This window comes from Ruegeria sp. CDSA034 (genome assembly GCF_059612275.1).
Window position 1 is genome coordinate 59,084 of record NZ_JBXWQH010000017.1, and the last position, 17,519, is coordinate 76,602.

The 17,519-nt window shown below is 58.2% G+C and carries 17 protein-coding genes; 9 read left to right on the forward strand and 8 right to left on the reverse strand.

The window, feature by feature from the left end:
• Positions 1-19 precede the first annotated feature (19 nt).
• From AC2FLJ_RS20805 to AC2FLJ_RS20845, 9 genes are all read left to right on the forward strand, one after another.
• Positions 20-1,552, forward strand: a complete 1,533-nt coding sequence (locus AC2FLJ_RS20805) for an EAL domain-containing protein (protein ID WP_496707448.1) — start codon at positions 20-22, stop codon at positions 1,550-1,552.
• Between the two features lie 123 nt (positions 1,553-1,675).
• The gene (gene yidC / locus AC2FLJ_RS20810) at positions 1,676-3,505 is read left to right on the forward strand and encodes a membrane protein insertase YidC (protein ID WP_496707450.1); all 1,830 of its coding nucleotides are present in this window, start codon (positions 1,676-1,678) and stop codon (positions 3,503-3,505) included.
• Entirely contained in the window at positions 3,502-4,239 is a 738-nt protein-coding gene (locus AC2FLJ_RS20815) for an MOSC domain-containing protein (RefSeq protein ID WP_496707451.1), read from the forward strand. The genes yidC and AC2FLJ_RS20815 overlap by 4 nt, the downstream gene beginning before the upstream one ends.
• Positions 4,236-4,889: a ribosome biogenesis GTP-binding protein YihA/YsxC gene (yihA, locus tag AC2FLJ_RS20820; protein WP_496698162.1), complete on the forward strand. Its 654-nt coding sequence runs from the start codon at positions 4,236-4,238 to the stop codon at positions 4,887-4,889. The genes AC2FLJ_RS20815 and yihA overlap by 4 nt, the downstream gene beginning before the upstream one ends.
• Positions 4,886-5,254 (forward strand): DUF2946 family protein, encoded by a 369-nt coding sequence (locus AC2FLJ_RS20825; RefSeq protein WP_496707453.1) that lies wholly within the window; start codon positions 4,886-4,888, stop codon positions 5,252-5,254. The genes yihA and AC2FLJ_RS20825 overlap by 4 nt, the downstream gene beginning before the upstream one ends.
• 67 nt (positions 5,255-5,321) lie before the next feature.
• A complete protein-coding gene (locus AC2FLJ_RS20830) occupies positions 5,322-6,725 on the forward strand; it encodes a PepSY-associated TM helix domain-containing protein (RefSeq protein ID WP_496707455.1) in 1,404 nt (467 codons plus the stop codon).
• A gap of 105 nt (positions 6,726-6,830) precedes the next feature.
• Complete coding sequence (gene argB / locus AC2FLJ_RS20835; RefSeq protein ID WP_058272395.1) at positions 6,831-7,694, forward strand: acetylglutamate kinase; 864 nt, start codon at positions 6,831-6,833, stop codon at positions 7,692-7,694.
• An 18-nt stretch (positions 7,695-7,712) separates the two neighbouring features.
• On the forward strand, positions 7,713-8,399 hold the full coding sequence (locus AC2FLJ_RS20840; protein WP_496698156.1) for a ferredoxin: 687 nt from the start codon (positions 7,713-7,715) through the stop codon (positions 8,397-8,399).
• The gene (locus AC2FLJ_RS20845) at positions 8,396-8,893 is read left to right on the forward strand and encodes a SixA phosphatase family protein (protein ID WP_496698154.1); all 498 of its coding nucleotides are present in this window, start codon (positions 8,396-8,398) and stop codon (positions 8,891-8,893) included. The genes AC2FLJ_RS20840 and AC2FLJ_RS20845 overlap by 4 nt, the downstream gene beginning before the upstream one ends.
• Before the next feature lie 48 nt (positions 8,894-8,941).
• Here AC2FLJ_RS20845 and AC2FLJ_RS20850 read toward each other — a convergent pair whose 3' ends face one another.
• The 8 genes from AC2FLJ_RS20850 to AC2FLJ_RS20885 form a co-directional block, all read right to left on the reverse strand.
• The gene (locus AC2FLJ_RS20850) at positions 8,942-9,733 is read right to left on the reverse strand and encodes an amino acid ABC transporter ATP-binding protein (RefSeq protein ID WP_058272392.1); all 792 of its coding nucleotides are present in this window, start codon (positions 9,731-9,733) and stop codon (positions 8,942-8,944) included.
• Positions 9,734-9,745: 12 nt separating this feature from the next.
• The gene (locus AC2FLJ_RS20855; RefSeq protein WP_282120552.1) at positions 9,746-11,050 is read right to left on the reverse strand and encodes an amino acid ABC transporter permease; all 1,305 of its coding nucleotides are present in this window, start codon (positions 11,048-11,050) and stop codon (positions 9,746-9,748) included.
• A gap of 1 nt (position 11,051) precedes the next feature.
• Positions 11,052-12,320 (reverse strand): amino acid ABC transporter permease, encoded by a 1,269-nt coding sequence (locus tag AC2FLJ_RS20860; RefSeq protein ID WP_496707458.1) that lies wholly within the window; start codon positions 12,318-12,320, stop codon positions 11,052-11,054.
• Positions 12,321-12,446: 126 nt separating this feature from the next.
• Positions 12,447-13,463: an amino acid ABC transporter substrate-binding protein gene (locus AC2FLJ_RS20865; protein ID WP_496707460.1), complete on the reverse strand. Its 1,017-nt coding sequence runs from the start codon at positions 13,461-13,463 to the stop codon at positions 12,447-12,449.
• Between the two features lie 208 nt (positions 13,464-13,671).
• Positions 13,672-14,379, reverse strand: coding sequence for an ATP12 family chaperone protein (locus AC2FLJ_RS20870; protein WP_496707462.1), 708 nt, complete (start codon positions 14,377-14,379; stop codon positions 13,672-13,674).
• Between the two features lie 4 nt (positions 14,380-14,383).
• Positions 14,384-15,055: an HAD-IA family hydrolase gene (locus AC2FLJ_RS20875; RefSeq protein ID WP_496707464.1), complete on the reverse strand. Its 672-nt coding sequence runs from the start codon at positions 15,053-15,055 to the stop codon at positions 14,384-14,386.
• Positions 15,052-16,095: an RluA family pseudouridine synthase gene (locus AC2FLJ_RS20880; RefSeq protein WP_496698146.1), complete on the reverse strand. Its 1,044-nt coding sequence runs from the start codon at positions 16,093-16,095 to the stop codon at positions 15,052-15,054. The genes AC2FLJ_RS20875 and AC2FLJ_RS20880 overlap by 4 nt, the downstream gene beginning before the upstream one ends.
• A 106-nt stretch (positions 16,096-16,201) precedes the next feature.
• Positions 16,202-17,515 carry a replication-associated recombination protein A gene (locus AC2FLJ_RS20885; RefSeq protein ID WP_496707466.1) on the reverse strand — a complete coding sequence of 438 codons (1,314 nt, stop codon included), beginning with the start codon at positions 17,513-17,515 and terminating at the stop codon, positions 16,202-16,204.
• Positions 17,516-17,519 lie beyond the last annotated feature (4 nt).

Genomic DNA, 17,519 nt, shown 5'->3' on the forward strand with positions numbered 1-17,519 from the left:
GTAGAGGCCCGAAGATCCGATGTGGAAACATATCTCAGTCAGCAGAATTTTTGACTCTCTTGCCATGGTGCTAAGCGGCCCGCCCGCCTTGGCCTTCGCGCCTGCGATCAGTCTGGCCGCGTATTGGATTGGTGGTGAGCGGGCATTGGTTGTCGTGGCACTTACCCTGCCGCTTGTGTTCGCCGTGGTATCGACCGAGCACAAGGCCAGCAATCGGGAAAAAGACGGTAACGGCCTCCTTCCTCTCGACAGGTTTGCGGCCCAGATGGAAACGCTGTTTGCGGAAAATCAGCGCACTGGCCACGAAGCCTCCTGTATGATTGTTGAATTGGACGGGTTTTCTGAATGTCTTGATCTGCACGGTAATGCGGCCGGGAACGTAATGGCTGACCAATTCCGCAGCCGGGTACTTTCGGTCATACGCTCACATGACATTGCCACTGGGCTGGACCAGGGCAAGATCGCAATCGGCCTGCACGCCGCGCAGAATCTGGATCTGGAGGCCTGCATTCAGATGTCGGGGCGCATTCAGGCCGCCGTCGATGAGCCAATCATGCTAAATGGCACCAGCGTTTACATGTCATGTTCAATCGGGTTTTGTCTGCAATCCACTTTGCCCGACATCACCTTTGCCGAGTGGATCGATGCAGCCAACGCGGCCTTGGCCGAAGCACAAAGGAACGGTCCTGCAACCATCCGCGCCTTTTCATCTGAAACGCAGCGGCGGGCACGCGTGCGTGCCAACCTGCGCAATGAGTTTATTGCGGCCTTGGATAGTGGTGAAATCCGCCCATGGTTTCAGCCACAGATTTCCACCGACACCGGCCACGTTACCGGGTTCGAGGCGCTTGCCCGTTGGGAACACCCACAGAAAGGCGTGCTGGGACCGCCGGTTTTCCTGCCTTTTGCAGAACAAGCCGATCTGATGGAACGCTTGGGTCAGGTGATGCGCCATCACGCTTTCGCCGCCATGCGCCAGTGGAACCTTGCCGGTGTCGTTGTGCCCCGGATTGGCATGAATTTCTCGTCAGAAGAGCTGCGCGACCCGGCGTTGATCGACCGTCTGAAATGGGAGCTGGATCAAAATGACCTGACGCCCGACAGATTGACCGTCGAGATTCTTGAAACAGTGTTTTCCAGGCGGCCCGATGACGTAATCACCCGCAACGTGATAAGCATGTCCAAGCTCGGCTGCTGCATTGACCTCGATGATTTCGGCACTGGCCACGCCTCCATTGCGTCGATCAAGCGCTTTGACGTTTCACGCATTAAAATCGATCGGTCCTTCGTGGCAAAGGCGGATCGGGACGCAAGCCAGCAACAGTTGGTCAGCGCGATTTTGACCATGGCGGAACGGCTGAATGTCGAAACTCTGGCCGAGGGGGTCGAGACACAAGGCGAGCATGCCCTGATGGCGCAACTGGGCTGCGACCACGTGCAGGGGTTTGAAATTGGCAAGCCCATGCCCTTTGAAAAGACGTTGGACTGGATGGCCGCACATCAAAACAAACTCAACGGAATGCCAAAAATCGGGCGTCAGGCACGTCCTTAGGCGCGAATTAACGCCACAGAACCCCAATCGGTGATGAATTACAGGGCGATTCCGCTTGACCTTTGGGCCCGCACTCTGTTGAACCCAGCGGGTGTCTTTCACTGCTTAAGGTGGCTGTCCCCGATGGACGATCAGAACAAGAACCTCATCCTCGCAACCGCGCTCAGCTTTCTCGTGATCCTGGTTTGGTTCGTGCTGTTTCCACCGCCCGAGCCGACGACCGCACCGGAATCTGCCGAGATCAGCGCGACTGATGGTACAGAGGTTCAGACCCCAAGCGCTGCTGGCACCAATACAGTTGGTGAAGCAACCGCAGACGCCACCGAGATCGAGCCCGACGCCCAAGCACCTCGGGTCGAGATTGAAACACCGCGCCTGAAAGGCAGCCTGTCCCTGTCCGGCGGTCGTATCGATGAACTGTTCCTGAAAGATTACAAAGTTTCGATCGAAGAAGGCGCACCCATTGTCGAACTGCTGTCGCCCGTTGGTTCGGAATCGGCTTACTATGCCTTGTACGGATGGGCACCGGGCGCAGGCGTCGCCGGCGCTGACGTCCCCGGCCCTAATACACTGTGGACCGTCGAAGACGGCGAAACCCTGGGGGTCGATACTCCGGTCACTCTGAAATGGGACAACGGCAAGGGCTTGACCTTCCGCCGCACTATTGAGGTTGACCAGGACTACATGTTCACCGTCACCCAGTCGGTTGAGAACAATACCCAGGCCGAGGTCGGCATGGCCCCATATGGCATCCTGGCCCGTCACGGCATTGGCGAAGACGGCGACCTGCCCGATCTGAAAAACTTCTTCATCCTGCATGAAGGCGTTATGGTTATGGCTGACGGCGTTCTGGACGAGATCGACTATGGCGATGTGCGCGACTTTGACATTGACCCGAATGAGCGTGCGCAAGCCGAAGTCTTTCAGGTCAAGGAAGGTGGCTGGGTCGGTTTTACCGATCACTACTGGATGACCACTCTGATCCCTGCAGAGGGATCGGCATTCAAGGCTGCGGCTAAATATGACGCCCGCCGCAAGATTTATCAGACCGAAACGGTTCTGCCGACGCTGACTGTCGCGCCCGGCGCAACTGAAGAAGTCACCACCCAACTGTTCGCGGGTGCCAAAGAATGGGAAACCATCCGCGAGTATCAGGCTGACGGTGTACAGAAGTTCGTCGACAGCATCGACTGGGGCTGGTTCTACTTCCTGACCAAGCCGATTTTCTGGCTGCTGCACAACATCAACGCCCTAATCGGCAACATGGGTTGGTCGATCATTGGCCTGACGCTGATCATCAAGGCGATCCTATTCCCGCTGGCGTACAAATCCTACGTCTCGATGGCGAAGATGAAAGAGCTTCAGCCGCAGATGGAGGCCATGAAAGAAGCCGCAGGCGACGATCGCCAAAAGATGCAGCAGGGCATGATGGAGCTGTACAAGAAGGAAAAGGTAAACCCCGCCGCGGGCTGTTTGCCGATCCTGATGCAGATCCCAATCTTCTTCTCGCTGTACAAGGTGATCTTCGTCACCATCGAACTGCGTCAGGCTCCTTGGTTTGGCCCTTTCCAGGACCTCAGCGCACCTGATCCGACTTCGATCATGAACCTGTTTGGATTGCTGCCTTTTGCCGGCCCGCAGCCAGATACCTTTATGGCACTTATCTTCATCGGTATCCTGCCTTTGCTGTTGGGGATCTCGATGTGGTTGCAGCAAAAGCTGAACCCGGCACCAACTGACCCGACTCAGGCGATGATCTTTGCCTGGATGCCTTGGGTGTTCATGTTCATGTTGGGCAGCTTTGCCAGCGGACTGGTTGTTTACTGGATCGCGAACAACACGATCACGTTCACGCAGCAATACCTGATCATGCGTAGTCAGGGCTATAAGCCTGACGTGTTCGGCAACATCAAATCCGGCTTCAAGCGGACGCCCAAAACGGACGACAAATGAATGCTGAAGTAACCCATATCTGGCGGCATCCGATCAAAAGTCATGGTCGCGAGGCCCTCCAGACCGTATCAGTGACCCCCGGGCAGACCATGCCCGGGGATCGCGTTTGGGCAGTCGCGCATGAGGCGTCGAAGGCGGATGGTTCTCAATGGGTGCCTTGCGCCAATTTCAGTCGAGGGGCGAAAGCACCGCAACTGATGGCTATCTCGGCCCAGCTGAACGGCGACACGATAACCCTGACACATCCGGATCGTCCGGATCTGACTTTTGATCCGGATGGGGAACAGCAGGTCTTTTTGGACTGGGTCCGGCCGTTGATGCCAGCGGATCGGGCGGCGTCAGCACGGATCATCCGAGTGCCGGGTCGCGGCATGACTGACAGCGATTACCCCTCGATCAGCCTGTGCAACATGGCATCGCACCGCGCCGTCGGGCAAAAGCTTGGCAGCGATCTGTCGATCCAGCGCTGGCGTGGCAACATCTGGTTCGATGGCCTGCCCCTGTGGGAAGAATTCGACTGGCTGGATCGCGAAGTACAGATCGGTGAGGCCGTGTTCCATGTCAAAGAACGCATCCGACGCTGTTTGGCGACAACGGCAAATCCGAAAACCGGCGTGCGCGATGCGGATACGCTGGGCACATTGAACAGCTGGGGTCATCAGGATTTCGGCGTTTATGCCGAGGTTGTCCGAGGCGGCGCAATTTCAGTTGGCGATAAGGTTCATCCGTTATGAGCACCCTACCCTTTCCACTGGTCGAAGACCCGGACAAGTTCGCGCTGGAACTCGGCCGCAAATTGTTTGCGGGACAGTCCGAGTTTGTCAAAGGCGTGGTCGCCATGAATGGCCTGCCGACCCCTGACCGGCTTGAGGTCTGCTTTGCCGGACGTTCAAACGTCGGCAAGTCCAGCTTGATCAATGCGCTGACCGGCACCAAGGGTCTGGCACGCGCGTCCAACACTCCGGGCCGCACGCAAGAGATCAACTTTTTCACCCAAGGTCCCGAGCTTTATCTGGTTGACCTGCCCGGGTACGGCTACGCCAACGCCCCGGTGAAGGTCGTTGAAAAATGGCAGCGGCTGCTGAAACAGTATCTAAGCGGCCGCCAGACCCTGCGACGGGCGTTTGTCCTGATTGACTCGCGCCATGGGGTGAAGCCGGTCGATGCCGAGATCATGAAGCTGCTGGATTCCAGCGCTGTTACATTTCAGTGCGTGATGACCAAGGCGGACAAGGTCAAGGCCAATGACCGGCAGAAGGTGTTGGATCAGGTTCGCGGCGCACTGTCCAAGCACCCGGCGGCATATCCGGAAATCGTGCTGACGTCGTCCGAAAAGGGTGACGGTATTCCGACCCTTCGTTCGATCATCGCACATCTGGAATGATCCGGATCAGCCGCATTTTCCCAATCCTTACGTTGCTGGCAGTTGTGCTGACCGGCATGATCCCGCAGGGCTGGATGCCCGCGATGGGCAGTGATGGGAAAGTGCTGCTGGTGATCTGTACTGGCGATGGAACAGTCGAACAATGGGTTGACCTGAACCCCGGCGATCCTGTGCACGACGACACGGATTCGCGCGCAATGTGCCCATTCGCGGGCCTAACGGCGGATACACACTTGCCGTCAGTCGGCGAGATCGTCCCTTTTACGGCGAAAATCCAGCCACGCTGGATCCATCGTGATTTCACCCACCGCAGTGCCGGGTTCTACGCCCGCTATGATGCGCGGGGGCCACCCTTCTTCTCCTGATTCACCTCAACACTTTTGAACCCGTGCACGCGCTGCGCGGGGCAGTAATCGAATCCGGAGAACAAAAATGGCACTGGACAGCCAAAACCTGGGGGACACCCCGGCGCAGAACACTGCTGCGCAAAAATTCTATTTCGCCGCCTGGCGGTGGCACTTTTATGCCGGGATCTTCGTCATCCCGTTCCTGATCATTCTGGCAGTAACCGGACTAATGATGATGTTCATCACTCAGTTCGACGGTCGCGACGGCGAAAAAATCGCCGTTGATGTCCACGGGCAAGCGTTACCGGCCTCACAACAGGCCCTTATCGCCCTTGATGAGGTGCCCGGCACGGTTGTGGAATGGATCGGTCCGAAGGCTGATAATCTGGCCACTGTGTTTCGCATCAAAACCGAAGAAGGTCAGCGTCTTGTCGCCGTCGATCCTTACGCCGGAGAGGTTCTGCAGGTCTGGGATCGTCGCGCCGGGTGGTATGATCTGGCCGACAACATCCACTCGACCCTTCTGATTGGCACGACCGGAGACCGCATCATTGAAATCGCAGCGGGGCTGAGCCTGCTTTTGGTCTTTACCGGCCTTTACATGTGGTGGCCGCGTGGAAACACTTTGGCCGCTATTGTTCCCAACCTGCGCGCACGCGGCCGCGCATTGTGGCGGTCGCTGCACGCTGTGATTGGGTTCTGGATGTCCGGGCTGTTGATGGTCTTCCTGATTTCGGGCCTGTCCTGGGCGGGCGTCTGGGGCGGCATGATCGTTCAGCCATGGAGCAGCTTTCCGGCCGAGAAATGGGACAATGTCCCCCTGTCCGATGACATCCACGCCAGCATGAACCACGGCCACCAGAATGACGTCCCATGGGCGTTGGAACAAACGCCCATGCCCGCCTCTGGGTCCGAGGCCGGGATCGACGGCGTCCCACAAGGCACGCCGGTCGATATCGACGCGCTTGTGGCCCTTGGCACCGCCTTGGACATGACAGGCCGGTTCCGTGTGGCCTATCCCAGCGGCGAGGATGGTGTCTGGACCCTGAACCGCGACAGCATGAGCAGCGACTCGACCGATCCGGTGAACGACCGCACCGTTCATGTCGACCAATTTACCGGCAAGATTCTGGCGGATGTCCGGTATGAGGATTACTCGCTGATGGGAAAATCCATGGCCATTGGGATCCCGTTTCACATTGGTCTGATGGGCATGTGGAACTTTGTCCTGAACCTGGTGTTCTGCCTGTCTGTCATCTTCGTGTGCGTCTCGGGCGTTGTGTTGTGGGTAAAACGTCGTCCCCAACGGGCCGGACGTCTGGCCGCGCCGCCGATGCCAGCGGAACTGCCATTGTGGAAAGGGGCCGTCCTGATCGGCTTGTTCACCGCGATGGCGTTCCCGCTGGTGGGCCTCACCTTGCTGACCGTACTGGCCGTCGATTTGCTGCTGATCAGCAACATCCCGGCGATGAAACGCGCGATAAGCTGACACACAGACAGCCGCATCCGGGCAACCGGTGCGGCCCTATGCGCGATCCGGTCTTGGCAGAGCTGTACAAAGGCCCTAACACGGGTTCCCAGAGGGACTGCAGCCATGAAGACAAGAGACATGAACCGGGACTGGATCGCCACCGCCGCAACGCTGAACAGCGCACTGCCATACCTGCAACGCTACGACGGCGCTATTGTCGTCATTAAACTTGGCGGCCACGCCATGGGCAGCGACGAAGCCATGGAAAGCTTCGCCCGCGATGTCGTCCTGATGCGTCAGGTGGGCGTAAACCCGGTTGTCGTGCATGGCGGTGGTCCGATGATCAACGCGATGCTGGATAAGCTGGATATCCAGTCCGAGTTCGTGAACGGCAAGCGTGTCACCGACAAAGCAACCGTTGAAGTGGTTGAGATGGTGCTGTCCGGCCTCGTGAACAAGCGCATCGTGCAGGCGATCAACGGCCAGGGCGGCTCGGCCGTGGGCTTGTCGGGCAAGGATGCGCAGTTGATGACTTGTGATCAGACCGATGAATCCCTGGGTTTTGTCGGAAGTCCGGCAGAGATGAACCCGAAAATCCTGCATGACCTGTTTGCGCATGATGTAATTCCTGTCATCGCCCCGCTGGGTGCGGGCCGGAACGGGGAAACCTTCAACGTCAATGGGGATACTGCCGCTGGTGCTATCGCATCCGCGCTAAAGGCCGATCGACTGCTGCTGTTGACCGATGTCTCGGGCGTCAAAAACGCAGCCGGGGACGTCGTGACCGAACTAAAGGCGGGTCAGATCCGCGAGATGACGTTGGACGGCACCATTGCCGGCGGCATGATACCCAAGACCGAAACGGCTCTGGACGCGCTGCACAGCGGGGTCCGTGCCGTGGTTATCCTTGACGGACGCGCGCCCAACGCCGTCTTGCTTGAACTTTATACAGAACACGGCGCCGGGTCGCTGATCCGACCGGACTGAGCCTTTGGCGGAGGAGACATGACCAAACGCCATCCCCCCTCCTCTGACCCGGCAGCGCTTAGCTATGCTGATATCGAAAAGGCTGCACAGGACGTTGGCCTGATCATCATGGGCGCGCTGCACCCTCGCGTTAAAGACGCAAAGCAGTTGGAAGGCGGCACGCTGATCCTGCTAGGTGCTGGGAGTGCATTCTGGCCTGCCCTAAAATCCTCACCTGAATGGCAAGGCAAGGACCCGGTCGACCGCTGGTCATCGCGTGTGGTGGGGCAGATGGCACAGGACTTATCCGCCACCGCCTATTTTCCGTTTGGCGGCCCGCCCTATACGCCCTTTATCGACTGGGCATTAAAATCGGGACGCACGTTCAGCAGCCCGGTTGGCGCTTTGGTGCATGATGAGGTCGGCATGATGATCTCGTTTCGGGGTGCGCTGCATTTCATCAACGAGATTCCCATACCCGCTCCACCTGACGCGTCCCCCTGCACCACCTGCGCCGCCCCCTGCACCCAGACATGCCCTGTCGGCGCTCTGAACAGTCGGGATTTTTATGATGTGTCGACGTGCCATGGACACCTGTCCACTCCCGAAGGGCAAACCTGCATGACCGGCGGTTGTCTTGTGCGGCGGTCCTGTCCTCTCAGCTCGGGCGCCGCGCGTGATCCCGAACAATCTGCGCATCACATGAGAGCGTTTCACCCGTCATGACCCGCACTCTGATCCTGACACGCCATGCGAAATCCAGTTGGAACAGTCCGGCCCTTGCCGATCATGATCGCCCGCTGAACAAGCGCGGGCGCAGGTCGGCCCCGGCGATTGCGACGTGGCTGCGTGAAAACGACTGGCTGCCGGATGAAGTTCTCAGCTCAAGTTCGGTCAGAACCCGTGAGACGTGGGAGAGAATGGGCCTGCAGGCAGATACCGTTTGCTTTCAGCGAACGCTTTATCATGCCGACCCCGCAGATATGCTGCTTGAGTTATCGGGCGCAACGAAACAAACCGTTTTGATGCTGGGCCACAATCCCGGCATTGCCGCTTTTGCGAACCAAATCGTTAAGCACCCGCCGGATCACGCCCGGTTCTACGACTACCCAACCTGTGCAACGGCTGTGATCCGCTTTGACATTGCGGATTGGTCCGGCGTCCGGTGGCATAGCGGCGATGTGCAGGGGTTTGTTATTCCTCGCGAGTTGCTGGAATAGAAAAAGGCGAGGCCAAAGCCCCGCCTTTTCCTGAATTGGTAACCGGGTTCAGTGCCCCAGAATCTGGCTGAGGAACAGCTTGGTCCGCTCGCTCTGCGGGTTGTTGAAGAACTCTTCCGGTTCGTTCTGTTCCACGATCTGTCCAGCATCCATAAAGATCACGCGGTTGGCGACCTGACGAGCAAAGCCCATCTCGTGCGTGACGCACAGCATGGTCATGCCTTCCTCGGCCAGCTCGATCATGGTGTCGAGCACCTCTTTGATCATCTCGGGGTCCAGCGCCGATGTCGGTTCATCGAACAACATGATCCGCGGCATCATGCACAGCGAGCGGGCAATCGCCACACGCTGCTGCTGACCACCTGAAAGCTGACCGGGATACTTATCCGCCTGCTCGGGGATTTTCACCTTTTCCAGGAAGTGCATCGCGCGCTCTTCGGCCTCTTTCTTAGGCGTCTTGCGCACCCAGATCGGGGCCAGCGTGCAGTTCTCCAGAATGGTCAGATGCGGGAACAGGTTGAAGTGCTGGAACACCATGCCAACCTCGGACCGGATCTTGTCGATGTTCTTGAGGTCATTCGACAGCTCGGTCCCATCGACCATGATCGTGCCCTGCTGGTGTTCCTCCAGCGCGTTCAGGCAACGGATCAATGTGGATTTTCCGGAACCGGAAGGACCCGCAATAACAATCCGCTCGCCCTGATTGACGGTCAGATTGATGTCGCGCAGCACGTGGAAAGATCCGTACCATTTATTCATGTTGTTGATTTCGATGGCGACCTCGTCGCTCACCTGCATCTTCGAGCGATCGATTTGACGGTCAATTGCAAGTTCAGACATATGTTGAACTCCTTAATGGTGGCCAGTCTGAAGCTTGCGCTCCAGATACATGGAGTAACGGGACATGGAGAAGCAGACGACGAAGAACAGCGCCGCGATGAACGCGAACAGTTCCCAGTAGATGCCGTTCCAAGCGGTGTCGGCGCGGATGGCAGATGCCAGTCCGATCACGTCGAACAATCCGATGATCGACACCAGTGTCGTATCTTTGAAGATCCCGATGAATGTGCTCACGATGCCCGGAATTGAGATTTTCAGGGCTTGCGGCATGATGATCAGTCGCTGTGCTTGCCAGTAGTTCAGGCCGAGACTGTCGGCACCTTCATACTGACCCCGTGGCAGGGCAGCCAGACCACCCCGGATCACCTCGGCCATATAGGCAGCCGAGAACAGGGTCATCATGATCATCACCCGCAGGATGATGTCAAAGTTGGTGCCCGGCGGCAGGAACAGGTTCAGCAGCAACGAGGCCACGAACAGCAGCGTGATCAGCGGCACACCGCGGATGAACTCGATAAAGCCCACGCACAGGTACTTGACGATCATCAGGTCGGACTGACGGCCCAGCGCCAGTACAATTCCGATGGGCAACGAGACACCAATGGCCACGACACCCAGCAAGATCGCCAGCATGAAGCCACCGAACTGACGGCTTTGTACGGCTTCGATACCGATTGGCAGGATCGAGTCCAGGGCACCGACGAAATAGCTGGACAGAACCAGCCACCAGATAACCGACGCTGCGACGCCCGCAATCAAACCAAACAGACCGCTCAGTTGTTTGCTGACAAGGGTGTAGACAGCCCAACCGACAACAAACCCCAACGCTGCCGCGATCGGTCCCCAAATGGTGCCGCCCCACATCAGGAACGGCATCAGGAACGGATAAATCGCAGTGACGATCAGCATCTTGGACGGCACACGATCCGAGTACAGAACCGGGGCCAATGCGACCAACAGCAGGATCAGCGATACAATCGGACGCCAGTACAGGTGGCTCGGGTAGAACCCGAACAGCAACTGCAGCCAACGGTCATTGATCACCGCCCAGCAAGCATGGCCATGGGTTGAACCCCAGGTGTCAATCATAATCTCGCGACATTCGTTCAGCGAGTTGGCGTTCCAGACGGACTGAAAGATCCATGGCAGAACGCCCGACAACACGTACCAGATCGCGTAAAGCGAAACCAACGTCAGGATCGCGTTGAACCAACTGGAGAACAGGTTGTGCCTGATCCACCCGATTGCTCCAACTTCGGACGCTGGCGGGGCTTGTTCCGGCAACATTTCCGTGCGGACAAATGAAACATCACTCATATTACCGCTCCACCAGTTTGACACGGTTGTTGTACCAGTTCATCACCGCCGAAATGCTCAGCGAGATGGCCAGATAGACCAGCATCAGCAGCAGAACGCATTCCAGCTCGCGGCCGGTCTGGTTCATGGTGATGCCACCCAGGGTCCCCGTGATGTCCATGTATCCGACCGCGATCGCCAGCGACGAGTTCTTGGTCAGGTTTAGATAGTTCGAGATCATCGGCGGGATGATCACCCGCAGCGCCTGAGGTAGGATAACCAGCCGCATGGTGCGACCCGGGCGCAAGCCCAGCGCAGACGCGGCTTCGGTCTGACCCTTGGATATAGCCAGAATGCCGGCGCGTACGATCTCGGCGATGAAGGCCGCCGTGTACAGCGACAAAGCCAGCCATAGCGCGATCAGAGAGTTGCGCATATGCGTGCCGCCTCTGAAATTGAATCCTTTCAATTCCGGGTATCCAAGGTGTAAGCCCAGTGCAGTCATCAGGATGATCATCGGGACGAACAGAATGCCCAGCTGGATATGCCAGATCTTAGGACGGTCGCCTGTTGATTCCTGTTTGGCGGCGGCCCAGGCGGACACTTTGCGCATGGTAAAGATGCTGCCACCCAGAACGATCAGAAACGCGACCAGATCCAGCGAAATATCAAACCGAAGGCTTGATGTTCCAAACAAGTGGATGTCGCCCAAACTACGCGAGAACAGGAACTCAGGGATATACACACCCCGATTGGTAACGGCGACGGTGTTGAACAGATCCATCGTTGCCGTGGGGTTATCACCTCGGAACGCATTAGGTGCGGGCAAGCCTTCGATCAAAATGGCCATGGCCAGAACGATCCACAGTAGGACAGGCACGTTACGGAAAATCTCGACATAGAAAGTCATGATACGCGCGACCAACCAGTTGTTCGACAGACGCAGCACGCCGACAAAAACGCCGACTATCGTCGCCGTGATACACCCGAGAACCGCAACAACCAGCGTGTTCAGCAAACCGATGAAGGCGGCGCGTAGATGGCTGTCCTGTGAGGTGTATTCCAGCAATCGCTGGTTAATGTCATAACTTGCGGATTCTGCAAAAAAACCGAATTCGACCGGTTTTCCCAACCCTTCAAGGTTTTGAATGGTATTTGAGATGATCCAGGCTGCCAGAAGCATGAAACCAATCAATGCAATGACCTGAATGGTCGCTGATCGGTACCGCGTATCGTAAAGGAGCATGGACAGCCGGAACTGCTCCTTCGGCGGGTCAGTGAGAGTCGTCATGACCTATGTATTTCCCCGTGCATCCCGTTTTTTGCCGGCGAAGTTGATCTTCGCTCAATCCATCCGGGAGTGTTTCTTATTTATGGAAAAAGGGCGCAGGTTGCCCCGCGCCCTTTCCCGTGGATTTTAGCGGAACGGCGGCGAGTACAGCAGACCACCATCGGTCCACTGGGCATTCAGGCCGCGTGCAAGACCAATCGGAGTTTCCTCACCGATGTTCTTGGCAAATACTTCACCATAGTTGCCACCCGCCTTGATCGCGCTTGCTGCCCAATCTGCGTTTAGACCCAGCATCTCGCCCAGAGTACCTTCGGTACCCAGCAGACGGTTCACTTCCGGGTTGTCGGTGCCAGCGCTCAGCTCTTCAATGTTCGCCGAAGTCACGCCCAGCTCTTCAGCCGAAACCAGTGCGTTCAGAGTCCAGCGGACAATGTCGCCCCACTCGTGATCGCCATGACGGACCAGCGGGCCCAGCGGCTCTTTCGAGATGATTTCGGGCAGCAGAACGTGATCACCGGGGTTTTCGAACGTGGCGCGGGTTGCAGCCAGGCCCGATGCGTCGGTGGTGTAAACGTCACATGCGCCAGCCAGATACTGCTGCTGCGCTTCGGCGTTGGTTTCGATCGGAACCGGCTCATAGCTGATGTTGTTGGCACGGAAGAAATCGGCCAGGTTCAGCTCGGTCGTGGTGCCGGTCTGGATGCAGACGGTCGCGCCGTCCAGTTCCTTGGCCGAGCTTACGCCCAGTGCTTTCGGAACCATGAAACCCTGACCGTCATAGTAGTTGACGCCAGCAAATTCGAACTTGAGGTCGACATCGCGGCTGAAGGTCCATGTGGTGTTACGTGCCAGCATGTCGATCTCACCCGAAGCCAGCGCAGTAAAGCGCGTCTTACCGGTGGTCGGCACAAACTCGACAGCGCTGGAATCGCCCAGAACGGCTGCGGCAACGGCACGGCAGACAGCAACGTCAAAACCTTGCCATTCGCCATTCGCGTCAGGCAGCGAAAAGCCGGCCAGTCCGGAGGACACGCCACAGTTCAGCTTGCCGCGCGCTTTGACGTCGTCAACGGTGCCCGCTGTCGCTGCCGCAGCAGCCAGACCGGCAACTGTGGCCACGCCCAAAATTACGGATTTTTTCATTTTTACCTCTTCCTGTTTACCCGCCCCTATTCCGGGACGGCTCTGTCCGGCACCTCTGGCACCAGAAAGGTTACTCCAAAGGTGTCTCCCCTTTAGTGGGCATGAGTTTGCTCGCATTCATAAACAAACGTCAAGGGTCGGATCAGGGAAAACGATGAGTCAATTCAGCGATGACCGGATCTGTGTCAAAAATTAATGCCCAATAGGCTCAGATAGAGATTTCAATGAACCGTTTAGCGTGTAGAAACGCAGCTTTTTTGATCTCGGCAACCGCGTGCGCCTCGTCATCGTGGCCCCATTGTTCGGTTTGCCAGGCTTCGTCGAGCCTTGAGATGTCCCAGATTTCGTCCGCCGCGCGCCAGTCCATGGCGGCGGCAAATCCCAGTACCAGTGAGCCGGACAGGCTGACCAGATCGTGAAAGGCGGCGAGCTGGAAGTCGTTGAATTCGTGTACGCGGCCTCGAAGTGTGCTGAGCGCTTCTGCAGACTGTGGCTGATGCAGCACACCAACCACAGGAACCAATCGCGCGGCTAGGGTTTCAGCTGCCCAATCTAGGGCCGGGTCCCACTGATCTGCCTGTCGCTGCAGCAACGTTTGCGGGTGTGTCGCCCGGTAACACAACAAATCCGAATCGCCGTAATCGGCCAGCATGTCCGCAACCTCGGCGTGCTGATGACGCACTTTGTCGATGGCCGCATTTGCAGACCGGGTAAACGGCATCAGGGTCGGATCAACCTCTTTTTCCTGCGCATCCCATTCTGCAGCAACCGCGTCGGCCATTGCCTGCGTCGGCAGGATCAATGCGGCCTTGGCCGGGGTCTTGACCCGGCGACCGTCCAATTCGACGGTGTATCCGTCTTCCGCTTGGACAACCGCGCAGGCGGTCCAAAATCGCTTTGGCTTCCAGTCACTCATGTCTTCAGGTCCAGATATTATCCAGCGCACGGGGCAACTGGCCAAAATTTTCAATTATACAGGCCGCGCCGTTCAGGGCTGATCGGTCATGATATCCCCAGGATACGCCGATGCCTGTTACTCCGGCAGCCCGCGCCATATCCATGTCGAACCGGGTATCGCCAATCATCACCGTATCTGCCGCAGAAACTCCGGTTTCAGAACGGGCCGTGTCGATCATCGACGGATGCGGTTTCGAGGGGTGATGGTCCGCAACCTGCCGGGTCACGAAATAGCGCTCCAGGTCATGTGCTTCGATCAGGGCATCCAGACCACGTTGGGATTTTCCAGTGGCCACACCCAGCAGCACCTCGGGGATGTCATGCAGGGTTTCGATTGCGTCCCGCGCACCGGGATAGAGCGGTGAGCTTGCAGCCCCCTGCTCCAAACGATTTGCGTGATAGGCCTGTTTGTAGCCCTCAACAAGATTGTGTTGAACCGTTTCGCTCTGCTCGGGCGCAAGCCGGGCCATGGCGTTGGGCAAGGACAGACCGACGATGGACAAAATCGCCTTGCGGTCAGGGACCGTCAGGGACAGGGCCCCAAAACTGGCGGTCATCGCCGCGACAATGCTGCCCTGGCTGTCGACAAGGGTTCCGTCCACATCAAAAAGCACCAAACGCAACGGTGCGCTCATTGCAGTTCCTCGAACGGATCTTCCGCGGCCAGATCTTCGGTCCAGCCGAACGTGTCCCAGCTGTGTTTCATATGCTCAGGCAGCGGAGCTTTGACGGTTATGGTCTTGCGCGTGACCGGATGCTGGAATGAGGCCTGCCGCGCGTGCAGGTGCAGCTTCTTGCTGATGACCCCGCCCAGTTGCGCGCCCCAACCGTCCCCCAGATTTTCCTGCCCCGAGCCACCGTATTTGCCATCGCCAACGATTGGGTGACCGATCGCCGCCATGTGCACCCTCAGCTGGTGCGTACGCCCGGTGATCGGCTCCATCGCGACCCACGAGGCGCGCCCGGCCACGCGATATAGCGTTGCATACAGCGTATGCGCCCGTTTCGCGCCCGGCGTGTCGTTGATTTCGTTCAGATGTACGGCGATCATCTTCTCGCCCTCGCCCTGTTTACCGTGACCGGATGCCTTGACCAGTCCGGTCTTGATCTCGCCCAGATACGGGGTCGGCACGCCAGCAACCAGCGCCCAATAGATCTTGCGTGTATCGCGATGCCGGAAGGCAGCTGTCAGCCCCTTGGCGGCCTCGCGGGTGCGGGCCATCAGCAATACACCCGATGTGTCCTTGTCCAAGCGGTGCACGAGGCGCGGATTTTCGTCATAGCCAAAGCGCAACGCCTCGGACAGACCGTCAACGTGGCGGGTCTGGCCGCTGCCGCCCTGCACTGGAAGACCTTGTGGCTTGTTCAGGGCCAGAACATGATCGTCGCGATAGATCACGCAAGACTGGATCATCTTGGCGTCGGCATCCGAGATGCCTCGTTTGACTGCAACCGGCTTGTGATCAGCATCCGGCAAGGGTGGCACGCGCACGACCTGCCCGACACCAAGCCGGGTGGAGGCTTTGACCCGCCCGCCTTCCACGCGCACCTCACCTTTGCGGCACATCTTTTCGATGCGGCCCTGGCTGACATGCGGGAACAGGCGGCGCAGCCACCGATCCAGCCGCTGGTCGCCATCCCCCTCTGCCACGGTGATCAATTGTACGCCACTCATACCGATATCCCCTTCACGCGGCGGTTCCGCGCGGATTGCGTGCCCTCAGGTGCCTTAGAAAACATGCGCGTCTGTGGCGTGCCGCACGGCAAGAGTCAAGCCAGCGCTAGGATCTGTTCCGCTGCGAACGAAGCTTGGCAAAGTAATCCAGCCGCTTTTTTAGTTCCCGCTCAAAACCACGTTCCACGGGTTGATACAACTCGGGCCGTTCCATTCCGTCGGGAAAATAGTTTTGACCCGAAAAGCCATCTTCGGCGTCATGATCATAGGCATAGCCCGTTCCATAGCCCTGATCTTTCATCAACGATGTCGGCGCGTTCAGGATGTGTTTTGGCGGAGGTTCGCTGCCTGACTGCTTGGCCAATCGCATCGCCGCCTTGTACCCGACATAGGCACCGTTCGATTTTGGGGCCAAGGCCAGATAGACCAGCGCCTGCGCTATGGCCAATTCACCCTCGGGGCTACCCAAGCGTTCGTAAGTTTCCCACGCGTGCAGGCAGATCGTCTGCGCCTGCGGATCGGCAAGACCAATGTCTTCGACCGCCATCCGCGTGATCCGCCGCGCCAGATAGCGCGGATCCTCCCCACCCGTCAGCATCCGCGCAAACCAGTAAAGCGCCGCATCCGGGTCAGATCCGCGCACTGACTTATGCAGGGCCGAGATCAAATTGTAATGCTCGTCCCCGGATTTGTCGTATTTGGCCGCGCGGCGCATCAATCTTGTCGACAACGCATCAGGGTCCAGCGGTGCATCCACCTTCCAAGCCGCAACCTGTTCGATCAGATTCAACAGCGCGCGCCCGTCGCCATCCGCCATCTCCTGCAGAGCTTCGCGGGCATTGCCCGTCAGCGGCAGGGCGCGGTCCAGCTCTTTCTCTGCGCGCTGTGTCAGACGTTCAAGGTCGGCGAGGCTGAGCCGTTCAAGGACAAGAACCTGTGCTCGGCTAAGCACAGCGGCGTTCAGTTCAAAGGACGGGTTCTCGGTCGTGGCCCCGACCAGCAGGATCGTCCCATCCTCCATGTGCGGCAGGAACCCGTCCTGCTGCGCTTTGTTGAAGCGGTGAATCTCATCGACAAACAGCAACGTGCCCTGCCCGTTCTGCCGACGGATCTTGGCCGCCTCAAACACTTTCTTCAGGTCCGGCACGCCAGTAAAAATCGCACTGATCTGAACGAAATGCAGATCGGTTTCCTGCGCCAGCAAGCGTGCAATGGTGGTTTTCCCAACGCCCGGCGGGCCCCAAAAAACCAAACTGGACAGACTGCCCGAGGCCAGCATGACCCCCAGCGGAGCATCCGGGCCCAGTACCTGCTGTTGTCCGATGACCTCGGCCAACGACTGCGGGCGCAGCCGGTCCGCCAACGGGCGGTGCGGGGATGGTGCAGGCTCGCTCGCCCCGGTATCGAACAGGTCGCTCATGGAG

Excerpts from the sequence above, each read along its gene's own strand:
- AC2FLJ_RS20805 (WP_496707448.1), top strand. The coding sequence starts at position 20 with ATGTGGAAACATATCTCAGTCAGCAGAATTTTTGACTCTCTTGCCATG.
- yidC (WP_496707450.1), top strand. The coding sequence starts at position 1,676 with ATGGACGATCAGAACAAGAACCTCATCCTCGCAACCGCGCTCAGCTTT.
- AC2FLJ_RS20815 (WP_496707451.1), top strand. The coding sequence starts at position 3,502 with ATGAATGCTGAAGTAACCCATATCTGGCGGCATCCGATCAAAAGTCAT.
- yihA (WP_496698162.1), top strand. The coding sequence starts at position 4,236 with ATGAGCACCCTACCCTTTCCACTGGTCGAAGACCCGGACAAGTTCGCG.
- AC2FLJ_RS20825 (WP_496707453.1), top strand. The coding sequence starts at position 4,886 with ATGATCCGGATCAGCCGCATTTTCCCAATCCTTACGTTGCTGGCAGTT.
- AC2FLJ_RS20830 (WP_496707455.1), top strand. The coding sequence starts at position 5,322 with ATGGCACTGGACAGCCAAAACCTGGGGGACACCCCGGCGCAGAACACT.
- argB (WP_058272395.1), top strand. The coding sequence starts at position 6,831 with ATGAAGACAAGAGACATGAACCGGGACTGGATCGCCACCGCCGCAACG.
- AC2FLJ_RS20840 (WP_496698156.1), top strand. The coding sequence starts at position 7,713 with ATGACCAAACGCCATCCCCCCTCCTCTGACCCGGCAGCGCTTAGCTAT.
- AC2FLJ_RS20845 (WP_496698154.1), top strand. The coding sequence starts at position 8,396 with ATGACCCGCACTCTGATCCTGACACGCCATGCGAAATCCAGTTGGAAC.
- AC2FLJ_RS20850 (WP_058272392.1), bottom strand. The coding sequence starts at position 9,733 with ATGTCTGAACTTGCAATTGACCGTCAAATCGATCGCTCGAAGATGCAG.
- AC2FLJ_RS20855 (WP_282120552.1), bottom strand. The coding sequence starts at position 11,050 with ATGAGTGATGTTTCATTTGTCCGCACGGAAATGTTGCCGGAACAAGCC.
- AC2FLJ_RS20860 (WP_496707458.1), bottom strand. The coding sequence starts at position 12,320 with ATGACGACTCTCACTGACCCGCCGAAGGAGCAGTTCCGGCTGTCCATG.
- AC2FLJ_RS20865 (WP_496707460.1), bottom strand. The coding sequence starts at position 13,463 with ATGAAAAAATCCGTAATTTTGGGCGTGGCCACAGTTGCCGGTCTGGCT.
- AC2FLJ_RS20870 (WP_496707462.1), bottom strand. The coding sequence starts at position 14,379 with ATGAGTGACTGGAAGCCAAAGCGATTTTGGACCGCCTGCGCGGTTGTC.
- AC2FLJ_RS20875 (WP_496707464.1), bottom strand. The coding sequence starts at position 15,055 with ATGAGCGCACCGTTGCGTTTGGTGCTTTTTGATGTGGACGGAACCCTT.
- AC2FLJ_RS20880 (WP_496698146.1), bottom strand. The coding sequence starts at position 16,095 with ATGAGTGGCGTACAATTGATCACCGTGGCAGAGGGGGATGGCGACCAG.
- AC2FLJ_RS20885 (WP_496707466.1), bottom strand. The coding sequence starts at position 17,515 with ATGAGCGACCTGTTCGATACCGGGGCGAGCGAGCCTGCACCATCCCCG.